13 protein-coding genes are annotated in these 20,750 nt (G+C 39.8%); 1 reads left to right on the top strand and 12 read right to left on the bottom strand.

The window, feature by feature from the left end; all coding sequences use genetic code 11:
• Positions 1 to 17: 17 nt before the first annotated feature.
• The 3 genes from F0Q01_RS11080 to F0Q01_RS11070 all read right to left on the bottom strand — a co-directional run bounded on the left by F0Q01_RS11080 (position 18) and on the right by F0Q01_RS11070 (position 3,888).
• A complete protein-coding gene (locus F0Q01_RS11080; RefSeq protein WP_090488933.1) occupies positions 18 to 1,862 on the bottom strand; it encodes a glycosyltransferase family 2 protein in 1,845 nt (614 codons plus the stop codon).
• A gap of 19 nt (positions 1,863 to 1,881) precedes the next feature.
• Positions 1,882 to 2,952 (bottom strand): acyltransferase family protein, encoded by a 1,071-nt coding sequence (locus tag F0Q01_RS11075; RefSeq protein WP_090488931.1) that lies wholly within the window; start codon positions 2,950 to 2,952, stop codon positions 1,882 to 1,884.
• Between the two features lie 99 nt (positions 2,953 to 3,051).
• Positions 3,052 to 3,888 (bottom strand): HAD family hydrolase, encoded by an 837-nt coding sequence (locus F0Q01_RS11070; RefSeq protein WP_090488929.1) that lies wholly within the window; start codon positions 3,886 to 3,888, stop codon positions 3,052 to 3,054.
• A gap of 166 nt (positions 3,889 to 4,054) precedes the next feature.
• Between F0Q01_RS11070 and F0Q01_RS11065 the strand changes: the two genes are divergently transcribed.
• A complete protein-coding gene (locus F0Q01_RS11065; RefSeq protein WP_163927237.1) occupies positions 4,055 to 5,680 on the top strand; it encodes an LTA synthase family protein in 1,626 nt (541 codons plus the stop codon).
• A 61-nt stretch (positions 5,681 to 5,741) separates the two neighbouring features.
• On the opposite strand, the gene F0Q01_RS11060 is transcribed toward F0Q01_RS11065, so the two are convergent.
• From F0Q01_RS11060 to F0Q01_RS11020, 9 genes are all read right to left on the bottom strand, one after another.
• A complete protein-coding gene (locus F0Q01_RS11060; protein ID WP_090488925.1) occupies positions 5,742 to 6,986 on the bottom strand; it encodes a nucleotide sugar dehydrogenase in 1,245 nt (414 codons plus the stop codon).
• Positions 6,987 to 7,001: 15 nt separating this feature from the next.
• Positions 7,002 to 9,467 (bottom strand): glycosyltransferase family 2 protein, encoded by a 2,466-nt coding sequence (locus F0Q01_RS11055; protein WP_242941869.1) that lies wholly within the window; start codon positions 9,465 to 9,467, stop codon positions 7,002 to 7,004.
• Positions 9,468 to 9,501: 34 nt separating this feature from the next.
• Positions 9,502 to 13,032 carry a rhamnan synthesis F family protein gene (locus F0Q01_RS11050; RefSeq protein WP_090488921.1) on the bottom strand — a complete coding sequence of 1,177 codons (3,531 nt, stop codon included), beginning with the start codon at positions 13,030 to 13,032 and terminating at the stop codon, positions 9,502 to 9,504.
• 2 nt (positions 13,033 to 13,034) lie between these two features.
• On the bottom strand, positions 13,035 to 13,580 hold the full coding sequence (locus F0Q01_RS11045; protein ID WP_090488920.1) for a hypothetical protein: 546 nt from the start codon (positions 13,578 to 13,580) through the stop codon (positions 13,035 to 13,037).
• 34 nt (positions 13,581 to 13,614) lie between these two features.
• Complete coding sequence (locus F0Q01_RS11040) at positions 13,615 to 14,904, bottom strand: ABC transporter ATP-binding protein (RefSeq protein WP_090488916.1); 1,290 nt, start codon at positions 14,902 to 14,904, stop codon at positions 13,615 to 13,617.
• Positions 14,905 to 15,062: 158 nt separating this feature from the next.
• The gene (locus F0Q01_RS11035; RefSeq protein ID WP_090488914.1) at positions 15,063 to 16,835 is read right to left on the bottom strand and encodes a hypothetical protein; all 1,773 of its coding nucleotides are present in this window, start codon (positions 16,833 to 16,835) and stop codon (positions 15,063 to 15,065) included.
• Positions 16,836 to 17,082: 247 nt separating this feature from the next.
• On the bottom strand, positions 17,083 to 17,904 hold the full coding sequence (locus F0Q01_RS11030) for a glycerophosphodiester phosphodiesterase (RefSeq protein WP_090151250.1): 822 nt from the start codon (positions 17,902 to 17,904) through the stop codon (positions 17,083 to 17,085).
• A 240-nt stretch (positions 17,905 to 18,144) separates the two neighbouring features.
• On the bottom strand, positions 18,145 to 18,954 hold the full coding sequence (locus F0Q01_RS11025; RefSeq protein WP_090151247.1) for an ABC transporter permease: 810 nt from the start codon (positions 18,952 to 18,954) through the stop codon (positions 18,145 to 18,147).
• Positions 18,955 to 18,971: 17 nt separating this feature from the next.
• Entirely contained in the window at positions 18,972 to 20,744 is a 1,773-nt protein-coding gene (locus tag F0Q01_RS11020) for an HAD-IIIC family phosphatase (protein ID WP_090488912.1), read from the bottom strand.
• Between the last annotated feature and the right edge of the window lie 6 nt (positions 20,745 to 20,750).

The raw sequence follows: 20,750 nt of genomic DNA, 5'->3' as shown, positions 1-20,750 counted from the left end.
CCTTTTAATAAACTCACTTAGATGTTAAATGAGTAATCAAACTTTTTCAGGGAAAGATTTGGGTTGTAGTATGGATCCCCCTTCTCTATAACCTCTTTCCATTTAGCTGTGAAGTACTGTGTCTCAGCTTCCATTCGCATCTTTTTCTCAGGGTCCTCTAGGTCAAGTCCTCTGCTAACAGACTCAAGGTGATACCACTCAGAAAATGGTGTGTACACACAAAGAAGATTCTTAGCCCGAAGCTTCAGGCAATAATCCACATCGTTAAATGCAACTGCAAGGCCCTCATCAAAACCGCCTACTGCAAGATAGTCCTCTTTTGAAGTAAGCATGCAGGCCCCTGTCACTGCTGATAAATCCTGGACACATGTGCTTCTGTAAAAGTATCCTACCTGCTCGCGACCGCTTCCTAAAAACTGTGAATTGGCAACACCGCCAAGACCCAAAATAAGTCCGGCATGCTGAACTGTGTTGTTGCCATAATAAAGTCTGGCTCCAACTGCACCGACATCCTCACGGCGAGCAAGTCCAAGCATCTCAGAAATGGCATCTCCATTAATCATTCTAGTGTCATTATTCAAAAGAAGAATGTACTCTCCCTTTGCCTGATGAACGCCATAATTAACAAGGGCTGAGTAGTTGAACTGGCCCTTTGACTCAGGATGCTCTGCTGTATAATCAAATACTCTTGCACTTATGTCATTTCTCATCTGAAGCTCGTGATAATATCCACGTAATGCCTCGTCAGTAGAATTGTTTTCCACAATTACAAACTCGATATTATTGTACTCATTTTTTTCAATGATGCTATCTATACAAGCCTGTAAATCCTTGATATGGTCCTTGTTTGGAATCACTATGGAAACAAGTGGTGAACCTGGCCAACGGTACTTGGTGCGATAGTATCCAAGGTGTGTATCCAGCTGTACATTAGCAGGAATCCCCAGTCTCTTGTAGTGCTCCTCCACCGCCCTGCGACCATTTTCATAGGCATACATCTTGGCCTCTGGATGGTCTGCTGTTGAGGCAGGATGGGTACGCCAGTGATAAAGCACCCTAGGGATGTGATAAATATTTTTGCACTTTTCAAGTACTCGCAAGTCAAAATCGTGGTCCTGCGCACCATCAAATTCTGACCTGATTCCTCCGCTTGCCCTAACAATATCAGCCCTTGCAACAAAAAGGTGGGTGATATAGTTGTGGCTGCAAAGTAAGTCTATATTGAAATCGGACTTGAAGTGAGGAAGGAAATATTCCTTGGACTCCATGTCGATTTTATCCTCATCTGAATAAAGGGCCTGAATTGTACGGTCCTCATTTAATGCCTTGGCAATGTAGTACATGGCATCTGGTGTAATGAGATCATCGTGATCCGTAAATCCGATAAATTCTCCAGTGGCAAGCTCAAGTGCTGCATTAGTATTGCCAGCGATGCCTGTATTATCCTCAAGCTTTTTGTAGACAATTCTCTCGTCCCATACACCATCTGTCGCCTTGAGAATAATGTCCTTCAGTCCCTCTTTAGGACTTCCATCAGCAAGACAAAGCTGCCAATTAGCATATGTCTGTGCAGTAAATGACTGAATCAATTCTATTAAAAATCTCTCTGGGGTATTGTAAAGAGGAATTGCAATACTAATCACAGGATTGAACTTGAAAATAGTATGACGCTGCTTTTCAAGGTCCTTTTCTGTGACTGGATGAGCCTTTAAAAACTGTGCATAGCTATAGTGCTCCTGGTCATGCCCCAGAGCCTTTCTGATAGTCTTAGCAACAGTCTTTTTCAGGCCATAATGCTGAAGATACAGCAGACCTTTTTCTATTTTATTTTTAGGTTGTTTATATTCTCTAATATCACTCATATTGTTTTAATTAATAGTCTCATTTAAGTTTCAATAGCTGCTTTTCAAATAAATGCCAGCTGATAAATGCCAGCGGCACTACGATTAGAATGGATACTCCCAAATTTACATAAGGGTCCATTACAACCAGATAGCCGTCTGGGGCGTTACCCATTACATCTATCACTCTCTGCTGTACAAAGAATGAGAAAATGTAAACGCCATATGAGATATCCCCCACTTTATTGTAGAACTCAGAAATCTTCCAATATCCAAATCCCACAAATAAAATTATATATGCTCCAAATATCGTAAATGCGATTTCAAAATCTAAAAAATAAACAGCTGCCACAAGTCCAACCAGGGATAATAGCGCATACTTCCATGACATGATTATCTTGTCACGGTATAGGTAATACATAACACCTATTTCAAATTCCCAGGTAAGTCTGCCAAAGTTTACCAGAAAATTGGTAGGCAAATAATCTGCTGAGTTGCTATATTTCATATAAAAATACAGGGCTGCCGATGCAGCTATAAATGCAAAAATAGCTCTCTTATGCTTTCTAAACAAAGGAACCATAGCAAGCACTAAAAGATAACAAATCACCTCATGCTGAAGTGTCCAAATGCTGCCGTTAGCACTCTGATTAATATGAAATGAAAATACTCCAGGAAGTCTATTAGCTCCTGAAATAAATAGCAAATTCAATAAATATGTATCAACTCTGCCAGTCTCGTGACCAGAAAAATAGGTGCCCCTATCTAGGACAGAAAACATTGGTCCAAGAACAAGCGCAGAAACCAAAACGAACAAAGCCAACAGTGGCCATATGCGCAAAAATCTGGCTTTTAAATACTTGAATACATTGTTGCTTCTATCGTAGCTTCTATAAATTAAAAAGCCACTGATTATAAAAAATATATCAACGCCAACCTGGCCCGAAAGCGCCTTATGAAAAGTCAAAGTGTACATCAAATCCTGCTGCTGTGCATTAGTGCAAAGGGCAAAAGAATGCATGTACATAACCATAAGAGCGGCAACTAATCTCACTAGGTTTAGATTGTTATCTCGACCTAAAGATCTATTTCCTAATGTATTATTATCCATCAAAAATATTCCTTAAAGTAAATCTCTTTAATCGCCTTATTTTACCATATAGCCTTCATTCGTACAAATTGTGCACAGCCAAGATTTAATAGGATAATTCTATATTAATCCCAGCCTTTTCATGCCATTATAAATACCATCCTGATTTATAGGTGTTGTAACAAGACTGGCAAGCGCCTTCAAGTCATCAGAAGCATTTCCCATGGCAACACCTGTGTGGACATATTCTAGCATCTCATAGTCATTTGGACCATCGCCAAATGCAACTGTATCCTCCCAGCTGGCACCTAGATATTCAATTACTTTTTTAATTCCAAGAGCCTTATCCACTCCTCTTATGGTTATCTCACCAGAGGTCTTTTGCATCTCACTAAAACTCATGGATGTGACCTGAAATTCTCCGCCTAAATCTTTTCCAACTTCATCAGGATCTTTTTTCGAATTATGATAGCAGAGTTTTTCTGCGTTAAAATACTTGTCAGCGTTGCCTACTATATTGTCATCACATTTTTTCTTGGCAAATATTTTTTCCAGATTACTAGCCTTTTTATCTTTCATTCTAGCCATAAATCCCTGTCGCATAATCTCTAAACAACGCTTGCTTGAAACTGTTGAATCTGTGCACTGAAGCATGTATATAATTTCATTTTCCTCACAAAATGAAATTAGCTTTTTAAGCTGAGCCTCAGTCATATAGCTAGAAAAAACTTCCTGCCCTTCGTATTCTACGTATGCACCTGAAGCTGTAACATATCCATCAAAACCAAATTCTAAAAGTCTATCCTCTATCTGGCACTTGCTTCTGCCAGAGCAAAGGAAAATTTTATGACCATTTTCCTTTGCCGCTTTAAGAGCAGCTTTTGCTGACTCTGGAAACTCTCCATCAAAATTAATAAGCGTACCATCAATATCAAAAAATATAACCTTACTGTTCATTAATAATCACCAGATGATTCCTTTCTACGGGTAGTCATTTTACCTCATTTAACCATCTTAAATCAATTTCAATTAAGTAATGATTGTCCTAATAGTTTATCTCTTTGCAGCTGTGTATGATATAATGCAACACATGAGACAAAATAATAGGACGAGAGGATTACCATTGATTAATTTTTCATTTAAAGATAAAGCAGCCCGAAGGGTCTTGCTTACTATTATAAAATTTGTTTTTGCTGTAGCTCTTACTGTGCTTGCTTATTTAACTGCCAAGGAGCCAGCTTACCTTTGGGTAGGGCTTATAGAACTTGCACTTATTTTTGTCATCTACAATTTACTTGTGGATACAAAAATAGTCTTTCGATTTTTAGCTGACCTGCTATTTTTTATTTATGTGGCACAGATGCTGGTTCTATATTTTGGAAATAGCTTTATAACACTTACCATGCTAAAAAATGTCCAGTTTTTGCAGGATTTAGGTGGCAGAGCAGTAGCCTATATTTTAGGCACAGTCATTGTTCTTGCTATAGTTTTTATGCCAGGGCAAAACATTTTACATAAGATAAATAAAAAGATACTACTGGCACCTGTTATTCTTCTTTTGATTGTGGAAATTGTACTTCACGGTTCATATAAGAGATTTAGCCCAGTCCAGAGTTTTGGAACTATATTTGCAAGCGAAATCAGATATCAAAAGGTAAAAAGAGCCAGTGTCAATCCCGAGATTGCAAGAGAAAGCTACTATCGCCCTACATTTGAAGATGGCATTGCAAAGCCAAAAAGCCTACCTGAGAATCCAAATATAATTGTGATTTTCACCGAGGGGTTGTCTTCAAATATTATCTCTGATGAGAGAGAAATCATGCCAAACTTGGCAGCTTTTGAAGATGAATGTCTCACATTTGAAAACTACTACAACCACACTTTCCCAACCCTTAGAGGTGTACAGGGACAGCTATACAGCGGTTATAAATTAGATGACAATGAGGTAGCCAACAATCTCATATCAGTTCAGGGCATACTTAAAAATCAAGGCTACACCACCTCATTTATAAATGTGGAGCCTATTAATGATATTTTCATTGAGTATTGTAATAACCTAGGATTCGACAATGTCATCACAGATATAACCCACTGCACCGGTGAGGCAAAGGGAATGACTGACGGAGAGGCATATAGACTACTCATGGACTCAGCCTATGACCTGTCAGAATCTGATAAGCCATTCTTCTTAAGCGTATACACCTTTGGCACCCATGTATCATTTGATACACCTGATTCTGAGGTTGTGTACGATGACGGCTCAAATGAAGTACTTAATCGCTTCTACTACTTAGACAAAGAATTCGGTGAGTTCCTTGAAGAATTCAAGGCATCAGATTTAGCAGACAACACTATTTTGATTTTCACCACTGACCATGCCACATACGCAGATCAGACCTACATGAAGGCCTTCCCTGACTACAAAAGAGAATGCACCGATGTGGACACCATTCCATTTTTCATTTACTACAAGGGCATGGATCATAAGACCGTTGATGCAGGTGGCAAGAATTCACTTTGCTTTGCACCAACAGTACTTGATTATTTAGATATTAATTCAGAAAATTATTTCCTAGGCACCAGCCTATTTGATTCAAAGGCTAGCTCAGAATTTGACAGCATATTCTACGATGCCTCATATATGGTAAGCACAGAGGGCGGCCAGGTACGCTACCTTGACGACCTAGAAGTAGACGACTTTTTAAGTCAGGTACTTTCCTACTACACCGCAGTTGAAACTATAGAATAAAAAAAGGATTCAGAAATTATCATCTGATAGTTTCTGAATCCTTTTATTTCAGCAAATTTAATTAATCTCTAGAGAATACATCTCTTGTGTATACTTTGTCTTTTACATCATCAAGGCAGCTGTCATAGCGGTTAGCAATGATGGCATCGCTCATAGCCTTGAATTTCTCGATGTCATTTTCAACCCTAGAACCAAAGAATGTTGTACCATCCTCAAGTGTTGGCTCGTAGATAACAACAGTGGCGCCCTTTGCCTTGACACGCTTCATAACACCCTGAATAGATGACTGGCGGAAGTTGTCAGAGTTGGACTTCATGGTAAGACGATATACGCCGATAGTTACGTCCTTTTCATGTTCCTTGCTGTATTGATTCATATCCTCATAGGTGTAGTAGCCAGCCTTTTTGAGAACCTGATTTGCAATGAAATCCTTACGAGTCCTGTTGGACTCAACGATTGCACGGATAAGCTCCTGTGGTACATCGTTGTAATTAGCAAGAAGCTGCTTGGTATCCTTTGGTAGGCAGTATCCGCCGTAGCCAAATGATGGATTATTGTACTGGTCTGTGATACGAGGGTCAAGGCAAACGCCCTTGATGATAGCCTGTGTATCAAGTCCCTTTGTCTCAGCATATGTATCAAGCTCATTGAAGTAGCTAACACGAAGAGCTAAATACGTATTTGCGAATAATTTTACAGCCTCTGCCTCTGTAAATCCCATAACAAGAGTATCAATATTTTCCTTGATAGCTCCCTCAGCAAGAAGTGCAGCAAAATCCTTAGCTGCCTTTGTAAGCTCTGCATCATTCTCGTCTGTACCTACGATAATTCTAGATGGATAAAGGTTATCGTAAAGCGCTCTAGACTCACGCAAAAACTCTGGGCTAAATAAGATTTTATCAGAGCCTGTCTTCTCACGGATGCGCTTAGTGTAGCCTACAGGAATTGTAGACTTGATTACCATGTATGCATTAGGATTAACCTTCTGCACAAGGTCGATAACAGCCTCTACAGCTGATGTATCAAAATAGTCCTTAGCACTGTCGTAGTTTGTAGGTGTAGCAATAACAACAAACTCTGCATCCTTGTATGCTGACTCTCCATCTAAAGTTGCAACCAAATCAAGGTCCTTGTTTGCAAGATAGTCCTCTATCTCAGGATCTACAATTGGAGATTTTTTATTATTGATTAATTCAACTTTTTCAGGTACAACATCCACTGCTACAACATGATTGTGCTGGGAAAGCAGCGTAGCAATCGAAAGACCAACATAGCCTGTACCTGCCACAGCAATACGTCTATTCATAATAAACTCCTTATATTATTCTTCCTTGAGACGATACCACCCATCCAGAATCGAGAGATTTGGATTGTAGTAAGGGTCACCCTTTTCAAGGATTTCTGGCCAAAGCTTTTCAAGCTTTTCTACCTCTGAATTAAAGCGAGCAACCTTTTCGCCGGTATCCTCGTATCCACGAGACTTTGACTCATAGTGATAAAGCTCTGCATGTGGATTGTAAACTACAAGATATCCCTTGTCGCGGACCTTCATACAAAAGTCCACGTCATTGAATGCAACTGCAAGGTCCTCTGTAAGACCTCCAACTTCCTCAAATACTTCTCTTCGAATCATGAGACAAGCTGCTGTAACTGCTGATAAATCCTGAGTAGTCACCGCTCTGAACATGTAGCCTGGCTCTGAACGCTCAAGTCCAACAAATGTGTGACCCGCGATACCGCCTATTCCCATAACAACGCCTGCATGCTGGACAGTGTTGTCAGGATAGTAAAGTAATGCACCGCAGATACCAACATCAGGACGAAGACACACGTCTACCATCTCCTTGATGCAGGTCTCATTGATAATCTCAGTATCATTATTGAGAAGTAAGAACATATCTCCGCTGGCATTTTTAGCGCCTAGATTGTTAATCGCTGAGAAATTAAATCCTGGTGTCTCATAGCGAACTATTTTCACATCAGGACGTCCTTCAATGCTCTTGTAGTACTCAAAAGTCTCAGGCTCTGTGGAGTTGTTCTCCACAATAACAAACTCAATATTTTTATAAACACTCTTGGCGTCAATTGACTTGATACATTTATCAAGGTCATCAGTGTGATCCTTGTTAGGAATGATAATTGAAACAAGTGGCTCCTTGTTCCAATGATATGTGGTGCGATAGCAACCGTAGAATGTATCCTGCTCTACAGTGGCTGGAATGCCAAGTCTATCATAGTGTGCCTGAACAGCGCGGGCTCCTGCATCAAATGCATAAAGCTTGGACTCTGCAGACATAGCAGTGGACGCTGCATGGCTTCTCCAGTGATAGAGGGCCTTTGGAACGTGATGAACCTTGGTCGCTGCCTCACAGTAACGCAAAATCAAATCGTGATCCTGGGCACCATCGTATTCCTTATTGAAACCGCCAACCTTTTCATAGATTGCTCTGCTGAAAACAAAAAGGTGGCAAATGTAATTTACAGAACAAAGTAAATCTAAATTGTAATCTGGCTTGAATACTGGCTCAAAATATTCCTTGGAATCCATGGAAATCTTGTCCTCGTCAGTATAAAGCACATCGATGCTTCTGTCCTTGTTAATAGCAGCAACAAGCTCATACATTGCATTAGGTGCAAGTGTATCGTCGTGGTCTGAAAGCACGATATAATCTCCTGTTGCAAGAGCAATTGCTGCGTTAGTATTGTCTGAGATGCCTAAATTTTTCTCAAGGTGAGTGTATTTGATACGAGAATCACTGCCATATCTCTTGGCAATGAACTCGCCCATAATATCCTTTGGGCTGCCATCTGCAAGACAAAGCTCCCAGTTGGAATATGTCTGAGCCCTGATAGAATCAATAAGTTCAATCAAATATTTCTCAGGAGTCATATACATAGGAATAACAATACTCATAAGAGGATTGTACTCAAATTTCTCGTCACGCTGACGCTGAAGCTCCACCTCTGTAGGGCCAAAGCTTGTAAGGAAGTCCATGTATGTATATTTAGGTGCATCTGCATCCTTAAATTTATCAATGGCATGTCTGATAGTAGCACCAAGACCATTGTCCTGGCGATAGAGCTCGATACGCTCCCAGAGACTCTTCTTTGGAAGGAGATTGCCGCCTGTCAAAACATGGGCTGTATCCACCTTGCAATCGTATACCTGACCATTTGCAGTGATGGTAAGGCGAAGCTTTTTATAGTCTCCCTTGTCAAAAACTATCTCAAGACCAGAGTCGCACTTTTCAGTAAGCTCTGGATAAACACCGTAAACGTCCTTTCTAAACATACGCTTAACAGTGATTGGAATCTCTGTATTGCCATCGTAGAGATGAAACTCCTCTGGAACATTGCCAATTGCCCAGCCAAGAATCTGAATCTTATCATCGGTAACAGCAGAGCGCTCTAAGTTGTACTCATACTCCTTTTTAAGCTTCTCAAGGTCTCTGCCAGTAGCCTTGTAAACTACTGAACGAACCTGTCCCTTTGTTCCATCCTCACCTAATACGCAAATAAGACGAAGGCTTCTAACTGAAGACAACTCCTCAGGAAGCTGAATCTCTCCCACATATTCCTTAGAAACACTCTTGTGAGCTGCTATGTAGCGACGGCGCACCTCATTGCCTTCATTGATAGTAATATCCATGTCATAAGGCTTGCCATTAAGCTCTGCCACAAGGGAATATCCCTTAGGATTGTCAAATGGGTAAAATCCCTGGAATAATAGTGTATTTTTCTTTGTCAGGTGGTATCTGATAAACACCACATTAAAAGTATCTCTCAATATTTTCTTCCTTCTAATTCATCATTTGGAATAACTAGCTCACTTTCCATGTGCCAGATTCCACGTCAAATTTTTGAACACCACCACGGCTATAGCCGTCCTCAACTGTGAGGGAATCCGCAATATCCTCAGTCAGTGTGCCAGCTGCAATTATATCATAGAATAAATCTTCTACAAGTGTGGTATCTGCAAAAAGACCATCAGGAGAATTTTTGCTGGCGTAAGCATACTGAAGAACAAAGTCTATCATGCCAAACTGAAGCCTCTTGACCTGGTCGCTAACAAAATCGTCGTCCTTATAGTGTGGCTCTGGCTTGCCGTTTTCCATTGTAAAATTAATAAGCTGACCTGATGGCGCGCTAAGGGCATTTTCAAGGAAAAGCTGGTACCGTAAAAGCTTGCTATTATCAATTAATTTCTTGTCGCGAATTTCAAAAATAGCATCTGCCTTACCGCCAATTCGCTCAGGCTTGTTAGAATGGAGAGCAAGATAATGTCCTGCTATATCTCTACCAGTAAGCTTCATAAGGAAATACTGGATTGTTCCTGAAAATCCTACGTCCACAACAGCAATATCGCTGGCCCCTGAGATAAATTCATTAGCATAATTAATATATGCATTTTTCTCCTTAGCCGCCTTGGCAAAAATCTCAGCCTTATAAGGAGCAAGCATCTCCATTATCTCTTCTGGCTTACTGTTGTAATCAAGCTGTCTATCCTCATCATCCTCATGAATCTCAACACCGAATCGCTCATTCAAAAGATTGCTGAAGCTGCCCTGATATTTTTGCAGAATAAGCTCTCGAATATCCTCGTCATTTTCAAGAGCGGACACCGCACAGGCTCTTCTAGAAGCAAGGAAATAATGTATATCAGGAACCTCAAGTCCTCTACAGCCGCAGTATCCTTCTATCATTTTCTGTAGCATGTAGCCTTCCCTCGCTAAAAGAAGGAGTCGTTCCTTATTGTCCTTATTTTCCTCAACAATCCACTGGACAAATCTGGCCATAAGTGGCCCCATAGTGGTATATCCAAAATCGTAGATATCCTTGAATGTAAGCTTTCCAGTATCGCCAAATGCAAATGGAGAATTGAAAATACCTCCGTTAATTGCCTGTCCCACCATAATTGAGTTGGCAAGACTTGTTCTTGCAAAATCAGCAAGATATGTGAAATCTGACAGTTCAAGCATAGCTTTTGAATTGAGAACTATATGGCTTGCAACTCCCCTATCCATGAGAATCTGTGAGTCGCTGCGGAAATTGTCTCCCACATGGATAAATCTGTCTGGATTAATTCCAGAAAGTACATAATCCCACATTGAGCCATCATCTTTTCTAGCTCCTACTTCACATGAAATCAAAAGCTCATCATAGCCACCGATTCCACACCTGTGAAGAAGGCCTACCACCTCAACTCTGTTGAGATACATATCGCTTACAAGAATCACATGTCGGCCCATAGCCTTGAGAGAATTAAATATCTCTACCATGTCCTTTCTAGGCATGCAAAGTCTAGTCTCTAGGTCGATTTCAAGGCGCTTGACATCCATGGCAATATCGCCGATTACTTTGTCCTTAGCTACCTCCACGTAGATCTTATCTATTGTGGTGAGGGCACCGTATTTCTCAGTGGCTGCTGCCTCCGCCTCTTTTCTAAGTTTCAAAAAGTCAACAGACTTGCCGTATGTATTTTTAATTATCTTTTCCATGAGTCTGAACACATCGTCAGGCTCATAAATACCTCGAGTGATGAGGGTATCAAAGATGTCAAAGGAAATCACATCATAGCTTGCAAGCTTCATAGTGAGAATTTCCTTGTCAGTCTTGAAGGTGTTAAAAAATGGTCTAAGGCTCTTGTTCTTCGCTGTATCCTCGTCCTTGAGATACAAAATATAATCATCATATCCCTGTTTTCTAGATACAAATGGAACAATACGCTCTAGGGCGTGAGCAAGTGTACCGTCAGTCTGACCATGCTCCTGAGGGAAATCCTCATAGCTGTAGCCTCGCTCCAAAAGTGGGCGAAGGGCATCTGTGCGGGCCCAGAAAAATGAACCTGCTGGATAGTTGAAAACTGATGGCATATCGCCTAAATCATATTCTTCAAAAAGCTGTCGACCAATAGCCTCATTTGCTAACCAAGAGTAGGCAATTGTAGGAACCTCCTCGTGAATGTCTGGATACACAAGTCCAGCATTGCCAGTCTTAAACAGTTCCATAATGTGATTAATCTTCTCTTGCGAGCCAAGAAGCAACTCAAGAGAAAACTGTCTCCAGCCCCCCTTTTCCTGTCCGGAATAAAGGGATTTCTTGCTGTGTATATGTAAAAAATAATCGTGACTTAATATTTCCTCTGCAAACTTAACATATAAAGGAGCCAGATCACGTCCTCTATTAGGAAGCTGTCTGATGTCGACCTTTCCCAGATTCTTAAGCTCCTTCAGACCTGCTCTGATTACATTGACATCAGAATCCTCCGTGCACGAAATGTATAAATCAAACTTGAAAGGAATGTTAGCAAAATAGCTGACAAACTCAGGTAGCAAATCCACATAGAAAAGGTGCAAATGCACAGCAACTGATGGTGGAAGCTCGCCCTTTACAGCAAGTTTTTTAGCTTCTTTTTCTGCAAGCTTAGCTGCCTTGTCAAATTCCTTGCGCTGTCTGCGCTCCTGTCTGGCAGGTGTGTCCTTGCCAGTTATAAATGCCTTGAAGGCACGGATATTTTCAAGAGCCCTATAGCCCTTTGTATTAACAGTATTGTCGTAGATAGTGCGAAGCTCAGCATTTACAGCCTCAATATTTCTGATGTGAACATCCTTGGCTGCGATAAGCTCCTGAAGCTGCTTAATCTGATAATCACGAGATGCAATAGCAAAATCTGCTGCTGTCTTGCTGTGGCTATCCGCATGCTTTCTCAGCTCAAATAGATTCTTCACGTCCTTGAAGCAGTAATTCTTTTGGAAATGATCCTCCATTTGCTGATATACTGCCTTCTCAGCATCCGAAATCTCTACCAAATTGCCTGGGAGCTGGCTAAACTTCACTGCTCGATATAACACGTAGTTGATTGGCACTAAAAAATCAAATGTCCACTCGTAATCAATTATTTCCCAGCCCTTGTCTGTTTTGATAATATTCTCAAAAATTAAATCTATATCTAAATAGTTTGCTGCAAGCACTCCTCTAGGCAAATCCACAGAACCAAACACCTGCTCAAACTCTGGTGATGAGACAAACTCCTTAGCGTGACCCATATATGCCTTTTTAACAGCCTCGATATATGCTGTGGCATCATCAGCTGTAATATGCTCGCCTTCTAGGTACTCACTCTCAATGGTATCCCCTACAAGTTCACTTTCATTTACGCAAAAATCAGAGCCCTGCAAAACATTTTGCAAGCCTCTGTAACTATCATAAACTCTGTGAATATGGTCTATAGCCATTTCATCGTATGGCTTTTTTATTACCACCTTTTTTCCATCTCGCTCTACTATGTCGGTGATAATATTATATTTTGGGTTGCGCTCATTAGAGAGCTTCTCGTAAAGTAATCGTTCCATTATTATTTCGCAATAAGCAGATAATCACCTGCTCCTCCCCCTTTGTAATCCTCCGCATAAATCTCTGTAGTGTACAAGTAATCAGGACTAACTCTATAGCTTAAGATGTCAGTAAAACCAGCCTCATCAAGAAGCTTTTCTGTGAAAGACGAAAGTCTATCCTTTTGAGACAGGGCATATACAAGCTTGCCCTCCGCTGAAAGTAATCTCTTTAGGACTGTAGGTGTCTCTACCAACTGGCCTAAGCTGATAATTATATTAAATGTGCCCTTAATATCCTTAATAATCTCTTTTTTCACATTGGGTAACATGGATAGGACATTTATCATTTCGTCTTTATAATCCTCTGTCATCCCTACGGTTACATCCGAGGCTTTCTCAAGGAGCCACTCAACTAGGGATACACTGTCCGGATTGAGAATCAATACATTGTCACCTTCTCTTATGTTAAGAGGCGAAAGTACATTGCTTCGCATATGCGAAAGCATCTGTATCGCGTCCTCAGTTCCCTCATCAAAAATACGTCGGTTGTACTTTTCTTGAAGCATAGACTCTCCTCCATTTTTCTCAGAACTCACCCCATTATTTAACCTGTTCAACACTGACCTTGGAATTCATGTCATAGAATCCCACGGTATTTTTAGTGCTAACAACAGTAATATTCATTACATCATACAGTCTATGATAAGCAACAAAATCCACTCCATCATAGCCAGTACAGCTGATAGACATCAGGTATTCTCCTCCCTGCATATCCATCTTCTGAGTAAATGTGGCGACGTACTCGCTGCCCTCCTTACAAAGGCCCACGTCACATTTTTCATACATAGTATTAGTGCCTGTCACATCTATACCCTTGAGGGTCTTAAATGTAAGGGTAAAAATCGGATTTTCAATATCTGTATTGAAGTGTACCTTGGATTTAACTGTAAAGGTGCTACCCTTCATAATGGCATTAGTAAATGTGCCATTGTCATCAATCACTGCAAAATCAACGATTGCTGCTCTTCCATCGCCGTACTCGTTAACATTTGGATTAAGCTGATAGTTAGACTTCCAAAGAGTCCCATCATCTGCTAATGGACTAGCCTCAGTCAAATCATCCAAGGCATCAACCTTGCTATTAAGGGCTGGCTCCTGACCTACAAGAATCTTCTTGTAAATATCAATCATATCCTTTGGAGTGCCCTCAGCCACCTTGTCACCTTTGTTGATAAGAATTGCTCTATCACAGTACTTGCTGATTGCACCCAAATCGTGGGATACAAAGAGAATGGTCTTGCCTGCCTCCTTGAACTCCTCGAACTTCTTGTAGCACTTAGCCTGGAAGAAAACATCACCTACGGAAAGTGCCTCATCAACAATCAAAATCTCTGGATCAATATTGATAGCTACCGCAAATGCAAGTCTGACAAACATACCAGATGAATATGTCTTAACAGGCTGGAAAACAAAATCTCCTATATCTGCAAATGCCAAAATATCATCAAGCTTAGCATCTATTTCCTCATTGGAGTAGCCAAGCATGGTGCCATTAAGATAAATATTTTCAATACCTGTGTACTCCTGGTTAAATCCAGCACCAAGTTCCAAAAGAGCTGAAATCCTGCCATCTACACTAACCTCTCCTCTAGTAGGAGAAAGTACACCAGTGATAATTTTGAGAATAGTAGACTTTCCGGAACCATTAGTTCCAATGAGTCCCACACACTCTCCCTTTTTAACCTCAAAGGACATATCTTTAAGAGCGAAATGCTCCTTGTAATTTTTCTTTCTTGTAAGGCCTAAAGTATCCGCCACTCTAGCCTTGTTACTGTCGTAAAGCTTGTAGACCTTGTCTACGTTCTTTACCTCGATTACGTTATTGCTCATAGTGCCTCCAAATTTACACTATATTTTAACATAAAACGCTACAAGAGCAAATGGTCCTAGGGGACGGGATCATAGGGCCAAAATAAAAATGGACCACTAACCCCGTCCCCTAGGGCCAAAAAGTGGCGGCCCGCCAGGCCGCCCTTAGTAAAGCTAATTTAGTTTTCATCTGTGATAGGCTGAGCTACATGGTCAGCTCCTATTTTATATTTCTGCCCATCCTTGTAGTATGTAATATGGTCACTATATCTATCTCCATATTCTATCGTTACATCATATTCAATAACATTCCCCTGATAATCAAGTATCATATCGCCCCAATTATAATTTTCTTCATTCGGATCATGCTCAACATCTGCGTTAAATTTAATTAACTCAGCATCTTTCACGATACCTATATCATTTATATTCAAAAAATCTTCAGTTAAGCAATTACCATCGCCATCATAAACATCAAAGGTATAATCCCCATTCGCTACGACAGTTACATCTAAATCCGCTGTTATATCAATAGATATGTATTTAGGGGACAATATTATATGCCCCTGAGTATCGCATGTTCCTTCTCCATCAAACACCTCTGAATAGTATTTGATTCTACCTTTTTCAGAAATATAATTCCCCGATTCCAGCTTATATATTCCATCGTATATATATCCATCATTAGCACCCCATAAAAACATTTTAGAATAATTACATGGAAACAACTTTCTAATTAATTTGGTTCTATTAGATATCTTAGCCTTATAACTATATGGCATATCAGCAATTATATCTCTAGAAACATCAATTATATGTCCTTCACCATCTGGTAAGCACCCATTACTATCTGGAGTGATTAAATGATTCAAATACTTTTTGCCATTCGTTTTGCCATCTTCACGTATTATTCCATATCTGCTTTTATGTAAACCCGTCCATTGTGGCATTATATTTTCTTTGGTGCAAACATAATAGTTAAAAGAGAGCATCTCAGAACTCCCATAGCCTCTGTGCGAATCATCCCAGATTGTATTGAACTCCACTGCAGAAGATTGTTCAGAAACTTTATTTCCGTTTTCATCATAGAGATAATACTCTCCACCATGATAAATATTCTGGCCAACCAAGCTTGCCAAAACCATTATTCCATATACAGCCCCGCAGACTTTAAAAAGTTTCTTTGCAACCTTAATTGCCAATTTTTTCTTAGCTGATACAACTTTCTCAACCTCTTCTTTATACTCCAATTGGCGTTCTGAAGTATTATCTAAAGTATGGTCTACAAATATTTTCTCGACCTGAAGTGGTTCAGATTCAGTATCCTTTACCATTTTGCCAATCTTTAGATAATCATCTTTTTCTTGCATAACCTTAGCAGAGGAAATAAAATCTACTACCCACAAAATTGCGCATGATACGAATCCTACATATACCCATATTTGATCCTTCTTAAAAACATGCAACCCAAGAAAAAATATAACTAATACGCCAATTATAATGTTTTGTTTTTTATACTTGTTTATCTGTTTTACATCATCATATTCTTCCCTCAGAGAAAACTGATTAGAAACATATTTAAAAGCATCTAAAGGGACGCTAAACAAAATCACATACTTTGCTATAAATCCGATAAGTAATGGAATGAACGGCCAAAGAATATAATCCGCGAACATGTCCACAATTAAGATTACAAGCTCACAGCTAAATAACTTAAAGAATTTTCCTTTAAACTTTTTATGCACATCCTCTGTGCCAAAATCACCCAAGCATCTCGATGCTATTGCATCCATGCTAATGCATAGTATATATAAAATCCAATCAATCCAATTAAACATAAAGGGATGCCACGCATCAATCATATGAACTACGAACACAAAAAGCTGAGCAATATATACTAAACAAACACACTGCACAAAATTCAATTCTTTTTTCTTTACTGTAGTAATCATTGGTATACTCCTCTTCTTTGTATCTTATAGTATATTATCACATATTATAAAGTATTATTCAATTACTGTGTATCAATCTATCTCCCGCGCTTTTTTATATATTTTGAAACTTAATGCAACCAAAATGACAACACAGTCGTATATAATGTGAAGGACCTTCAATAAACAGCAAAAAAAGTGGCACCTAAAAGGTGCCACTTGCACAGTAGCTTCAGGCAACCCCATACCTGAAGCGGAGGATATAGAATTATAAAGCGTCAATATCAGCGTAATCTGTGATTACTCCATCAACGCCTAACCGCTGCAAAGAAAGCATCTGGCCCTTGTTCTCTGGCGCATATGAATACACCTTAGCTCCGGCCTCATGAATTGCTCTAACAGTCTTTGGTGTGAGAGTCTTCATGTTGATTCCGTAGTAATCAGCAGGATATTTTGTTGGTAAATTTGATTTACCAAATGATGCAAGCACCATTATTGGCTGGCTTGGATTGATTGCCTTGATAGCTGACAAATAATCATAGTTAAATGATAAGAAAATCACTCTATCAAGCACACCATACTCAGCGCATTTGTCATAGACCTGCTGCACAAATTCTGGATCATCACCAATGTCTTTCAGCTCACAGAACATGCGCATGTTCGTAGACTGAAGAAGTGATAATGTCTGATCCAAAGTAGGAATACGCTCACTGATGAAATCAATTGAGTACCAAGAACCGGCATCCAATTGAAGAAGCTCATCATAAGTGTAGTCCGCAACTGTAGACTCGTCACCAGTAAATCTCTCTAGCGTGTCATCGTGGAAGATAACAAGCTCCCCATCTTTTGTTTTTCTTACGTCGAATTCAACCGTCTTAGCACCGCATGCATAAGCTCCTGCAAAGGCACTAAGGGTGTTCTCAGGATAGGCTCCCGAGTAACCTCTGTGAGCCACTATTTGAACCACAATATCTTCATCAGCGTCGGCTGGTAAAAATTTGAATTCATTGAAGAATAGAAAAGAACAAAGCAAGGCAACCACGCTGACAGCAACGGTTCTCCTCACTTTAGAAAATAATAACCCCCTCATAATTCAAGCCCCCTCTCTTCTAGCTATTTATATTGTACCACGGAGACTTTTATCTGACATTAAAACTCCAATAAAAAAATTGCCCGAAAATTTCGAGCAATTTTTATATATTTTTTTATTACAACCACATGGCTTAAATGTTGTTGTCATTACCGTCCACTGACATTCAAAAGCCTTGCTTGTGCAACACTTAGAGCTTCACAGCTACATAAAATTTTCATTATCGAATTGCTACAGTTCTTATAGCACATCTGCAAACTGTGGCTGTAATTTTTTAAATACGTGGGTACCAATGAGATATACAATCACTGTAAATATCCAAAAATATGCGGTAAGCAATGGTCGATTCCAAAAACCTACACGTGCTATAAAGCAATCGCGATAACCGCTTGTTATGTAATACATTGGATTAAGCTTAAGCAAATACGCCAGCCATAGAGGAATTTTATCGAGCATATCGTCAAAATTCCACATGATTGGTGTAGCCCAAATACCAACCTGAAGGAAAATATTAACAAGCTGCGCCATATCCTTAAAGAACACACAAAGGGCGCTTGATAAATAAATAAGTCCTACTACAAGTATCATCATTGCCAATGAATAATAAATAACCTGTAAAATGTATGGTGTAATTCCAAATCCATAAAGCAGATAAATAACCAATGTAAATAACACGAAAAATCCATGGACAAATAGCGATGATACTGCCTTTACCACAGGAAGCACGTTAATTGGAAATACCACCTTTTTAACCAGGTAATTGTACTCCTGCAATACAACAGTGCCCGCCGAAAGTACCTCGCTAAAATAAAACCAGGGAACAATACCTGCTGATAGCCAAAGCACGAATGGTGCCTTTATTCCTTCTCTTGTGCCCTGACTTCCTGCGCTAAGTGCCTTATCAAATACAATCCAGTACACAAGCACAGTGATAACCGGCTGTACAAAAGCCCAGATAACACCAAGTGTGGAGCCGGCGAACTTTTGCTTGAAATCATTTTTTGCAAGCTTTGCTATTAATTTTTTATTAGCAATAATATCTTTTAACATAATACCTCTTTTATAAACTAGCGTTTAATGTGTGTATTCTGGTCGACATAGCCCTGAAGGTCAAGTGTCCAATCAGATGCTCCATCCTCTTTTTCCTCTACAAGTGTAAATCCCATATCACCGTAGAAATTCTTAACCATTTTATTTTTAGCTGTTGGAAGGTAGTGACCGCGAAGTGTCTTAACTCCTCTAGCCTTAAGACGAGCCACAAGCTCATCCATCATAGCATATTCCATATCACGCTTTAAAACTCGACAACTCATAAGCCATAAATCAATATCGCAAGCTTCGCCATCAACGTGGCCAATTGTGATACTTACCACTCCATTGTCACCGAACTTGTCGATGAGCTTGCCGTATAGTGTGACATAATTGTCGTCTGCTGCAGTGGCCTCAATCTCAGCCTGAGTATATCTTTTAGTGGTGAGGTTGAACTGATTTGACTTGTTAGTAAGCTGTGCAATTCTCGCCATATAAACTGGCGAAAAAGCATCAATCTCAGCTGTCATCTCAAGAGAATCAAGATACTCACCGTAATCTATAAAGCTGCTCTGTAGCTTGGCACGAGCTGCATTCTCCTGATACATTTCATTGCGCTTTAAATCGTCTGCAGAAATGCTTGTGGTCTCAAAAAATCCTGACCTATCAATAGTCTGTATGTAGTGAACCACATTATCAAGCTCAGGTGCACACACCCCCTTAAGCTGCTCTGTTACAATGTGGCGCTCAGCAGGATTATCATCAACAAAAACCAAGCTCTCAGGGAGAAGGGTAAGCTCATTTGCTATATCTGCAAAGTTTTTATCCTTTGGATCCCAGTTGGCCTTAATAGAGATAAAATCATCCTCTTTAAATGCACTGTCCGGATGATTAATTCCTGCTATTGCATTCTCATAATCATTTTTCGAATCAATATTTAAAATGATACCAAGCTGCTGATGTGCCTTGAGATACTGCTGGAATTCGCTGTATGCCTGGCCCTCAGCCTCCTCTGGTCCAATGACAATTCCATCAACACCGTCATCACCAATAATACCGCCCCAGAGAGTGTTATCCAAATCAAGGACAAATCCCTTTTTATTCTTACCGAAAATTGACTTGATAATATTGGCAACATTAAAAGCAAGACTAGGTATAGCAGGCACACACATAGCATACTTGTACATATACCAGTAAAATGGATCTGACCATTCCTTAAGTCCGTAGTCTGCCGAAATATAGTTGAGGTCACAGATGTAGAAGTTCTCAGTGGCCTCAGCGTAATCATAAAGTCGCTGATTGAGTCTAGAGATAAAATTCATGTGACCATGATAATCATATGCGTCGCGATTGCCCATAAGCCTAAAAAGAGGCATCTCAAAATTGTTCTGGATAATTGGGCAATTATATTTCTCAGCTAATGTCTTCCAGATTGTCTCGTACTTGGCGTACTGGCTGTTAAGGAGCTCATCCACCGCTTCCCTAGACATAGATAAATCTGGATAATCGCTGATATTTCTATTGCTAGTGCAAACGTAAATAATATCTGGAGCAAATTCTTCAAGCTCTGGATTAGGAAAAACTGCATCCTCGTAGTATTTATTGTACTCGCTCTCATAAAAGGTAGGTCGAATACCATTATTAAGCAAAAACAGCTCCATCATCAGCATAATATTAGCTGTGGTGCTACCGCCTAATATAGCTACTTTTTTGTCGATGAATTTAACATCTGAAGCAAGCAGTTCCTTTTTTATTCTCTTTTTCTTGGAAAGTAAATAATCACTGTCAAATGGATATTCTAGTTCCTTCATCTTACC

The organism is Pseudobutyrivibrio xylanivorans (genome assembly GCF_010906925.1).
Lineage (GTDB): Bacteria > Bacillota > Clostridia > Lachnospirales > Lachnospiraceae > Pseudobutyrivibrio.
Note: the sequence above shows the minus strand (reverse complement) of the source record. Positions and strands in the feature narration are given on the sequence as shown.

Excerpts from the sequence above, each read along its gene's own strand:
- F0Q01_RS11070 (WP_090488929.1), bottom strand. The coding sequence starts at position 3,888 with ATGAACAGTAAGGTTATATTTTTTGATATTGATGGTACGCTTATTAAT.
- F0Q01_RS11060 (WP_090488925.1), bottom strand. The coding sequence starts at position 6,986 with ATGAATAGACGTATTGCTGTGGCAGGTACAGGCTATGTTGGTCTTTCG.
- F0Q01_RS11030 (WP_090151250.1), bottom strand. The coding sequence starts at position 17,904 with ATGAGGGGGTTATTATTTTCTAAAGTGAGGAGAACCGTTGCTGTCAGC.
- F0Q01_RS11035 (WP_090488914.1), bottom strand. The coding sequence starts at position 16,835 with ATGATTACTACAGTAAAGAAAAAAGAATTGAATTTTGTGCAGTGTGTT.
- F0Q01_RS11020 (WP_090488912.1), bottom strand. The coding sequence starts at position 20,744 with ATGAAGGAACTAGAATATCCATTTGACAGTGATTATTTACTTTCCAAG.
- F0Q01_RS11080 (WP_090488933.1), bottom strand. The coding sequence starts at position 1,862 with ATGAGTGATATTAGAGAATATAAACAACCTAAAAATAAAATAGAAAAA.
- F0Q01_RS11050 (WP_090488921.1), bottom strand. The coding sequence starts at position 13,032 with ATGGAACGATTACTTTACGAGAAGCTCTCTAATGAGCGCAACCCAAAA.
- F0Q01_RS11040 (WP_090488916.1), bottom strand. The coding sequence starts at position 14,904 with ATGAGCAATAACGTAATCGAGGTAAAGAACGTAGACAAGGTCTACAAG.
- F0Q01_RS11075 (WP_090488931.1), bottom strand. The coding sequence starts at position 2,952 with ATGGATAATAATACATTAGGAAATAGATCTTTAGGTCGAGATAACAAT.
- F0Q01_RS11045 (WP_090488920.1), bottom strand. The coding sequence starts at position 13,580 with ATGCTTCAAGAAAAGTACAACCGACGTATTTTTGATGAGGGAACTGAG.
- F0Q01_RS11025 (WP_090151247.1), bottom strand. The coding sequence starts at position 18,954 with ATGTTAAAAGATATTATTGCTAATAAAAAATTAATAGCAAAGCTTGCA.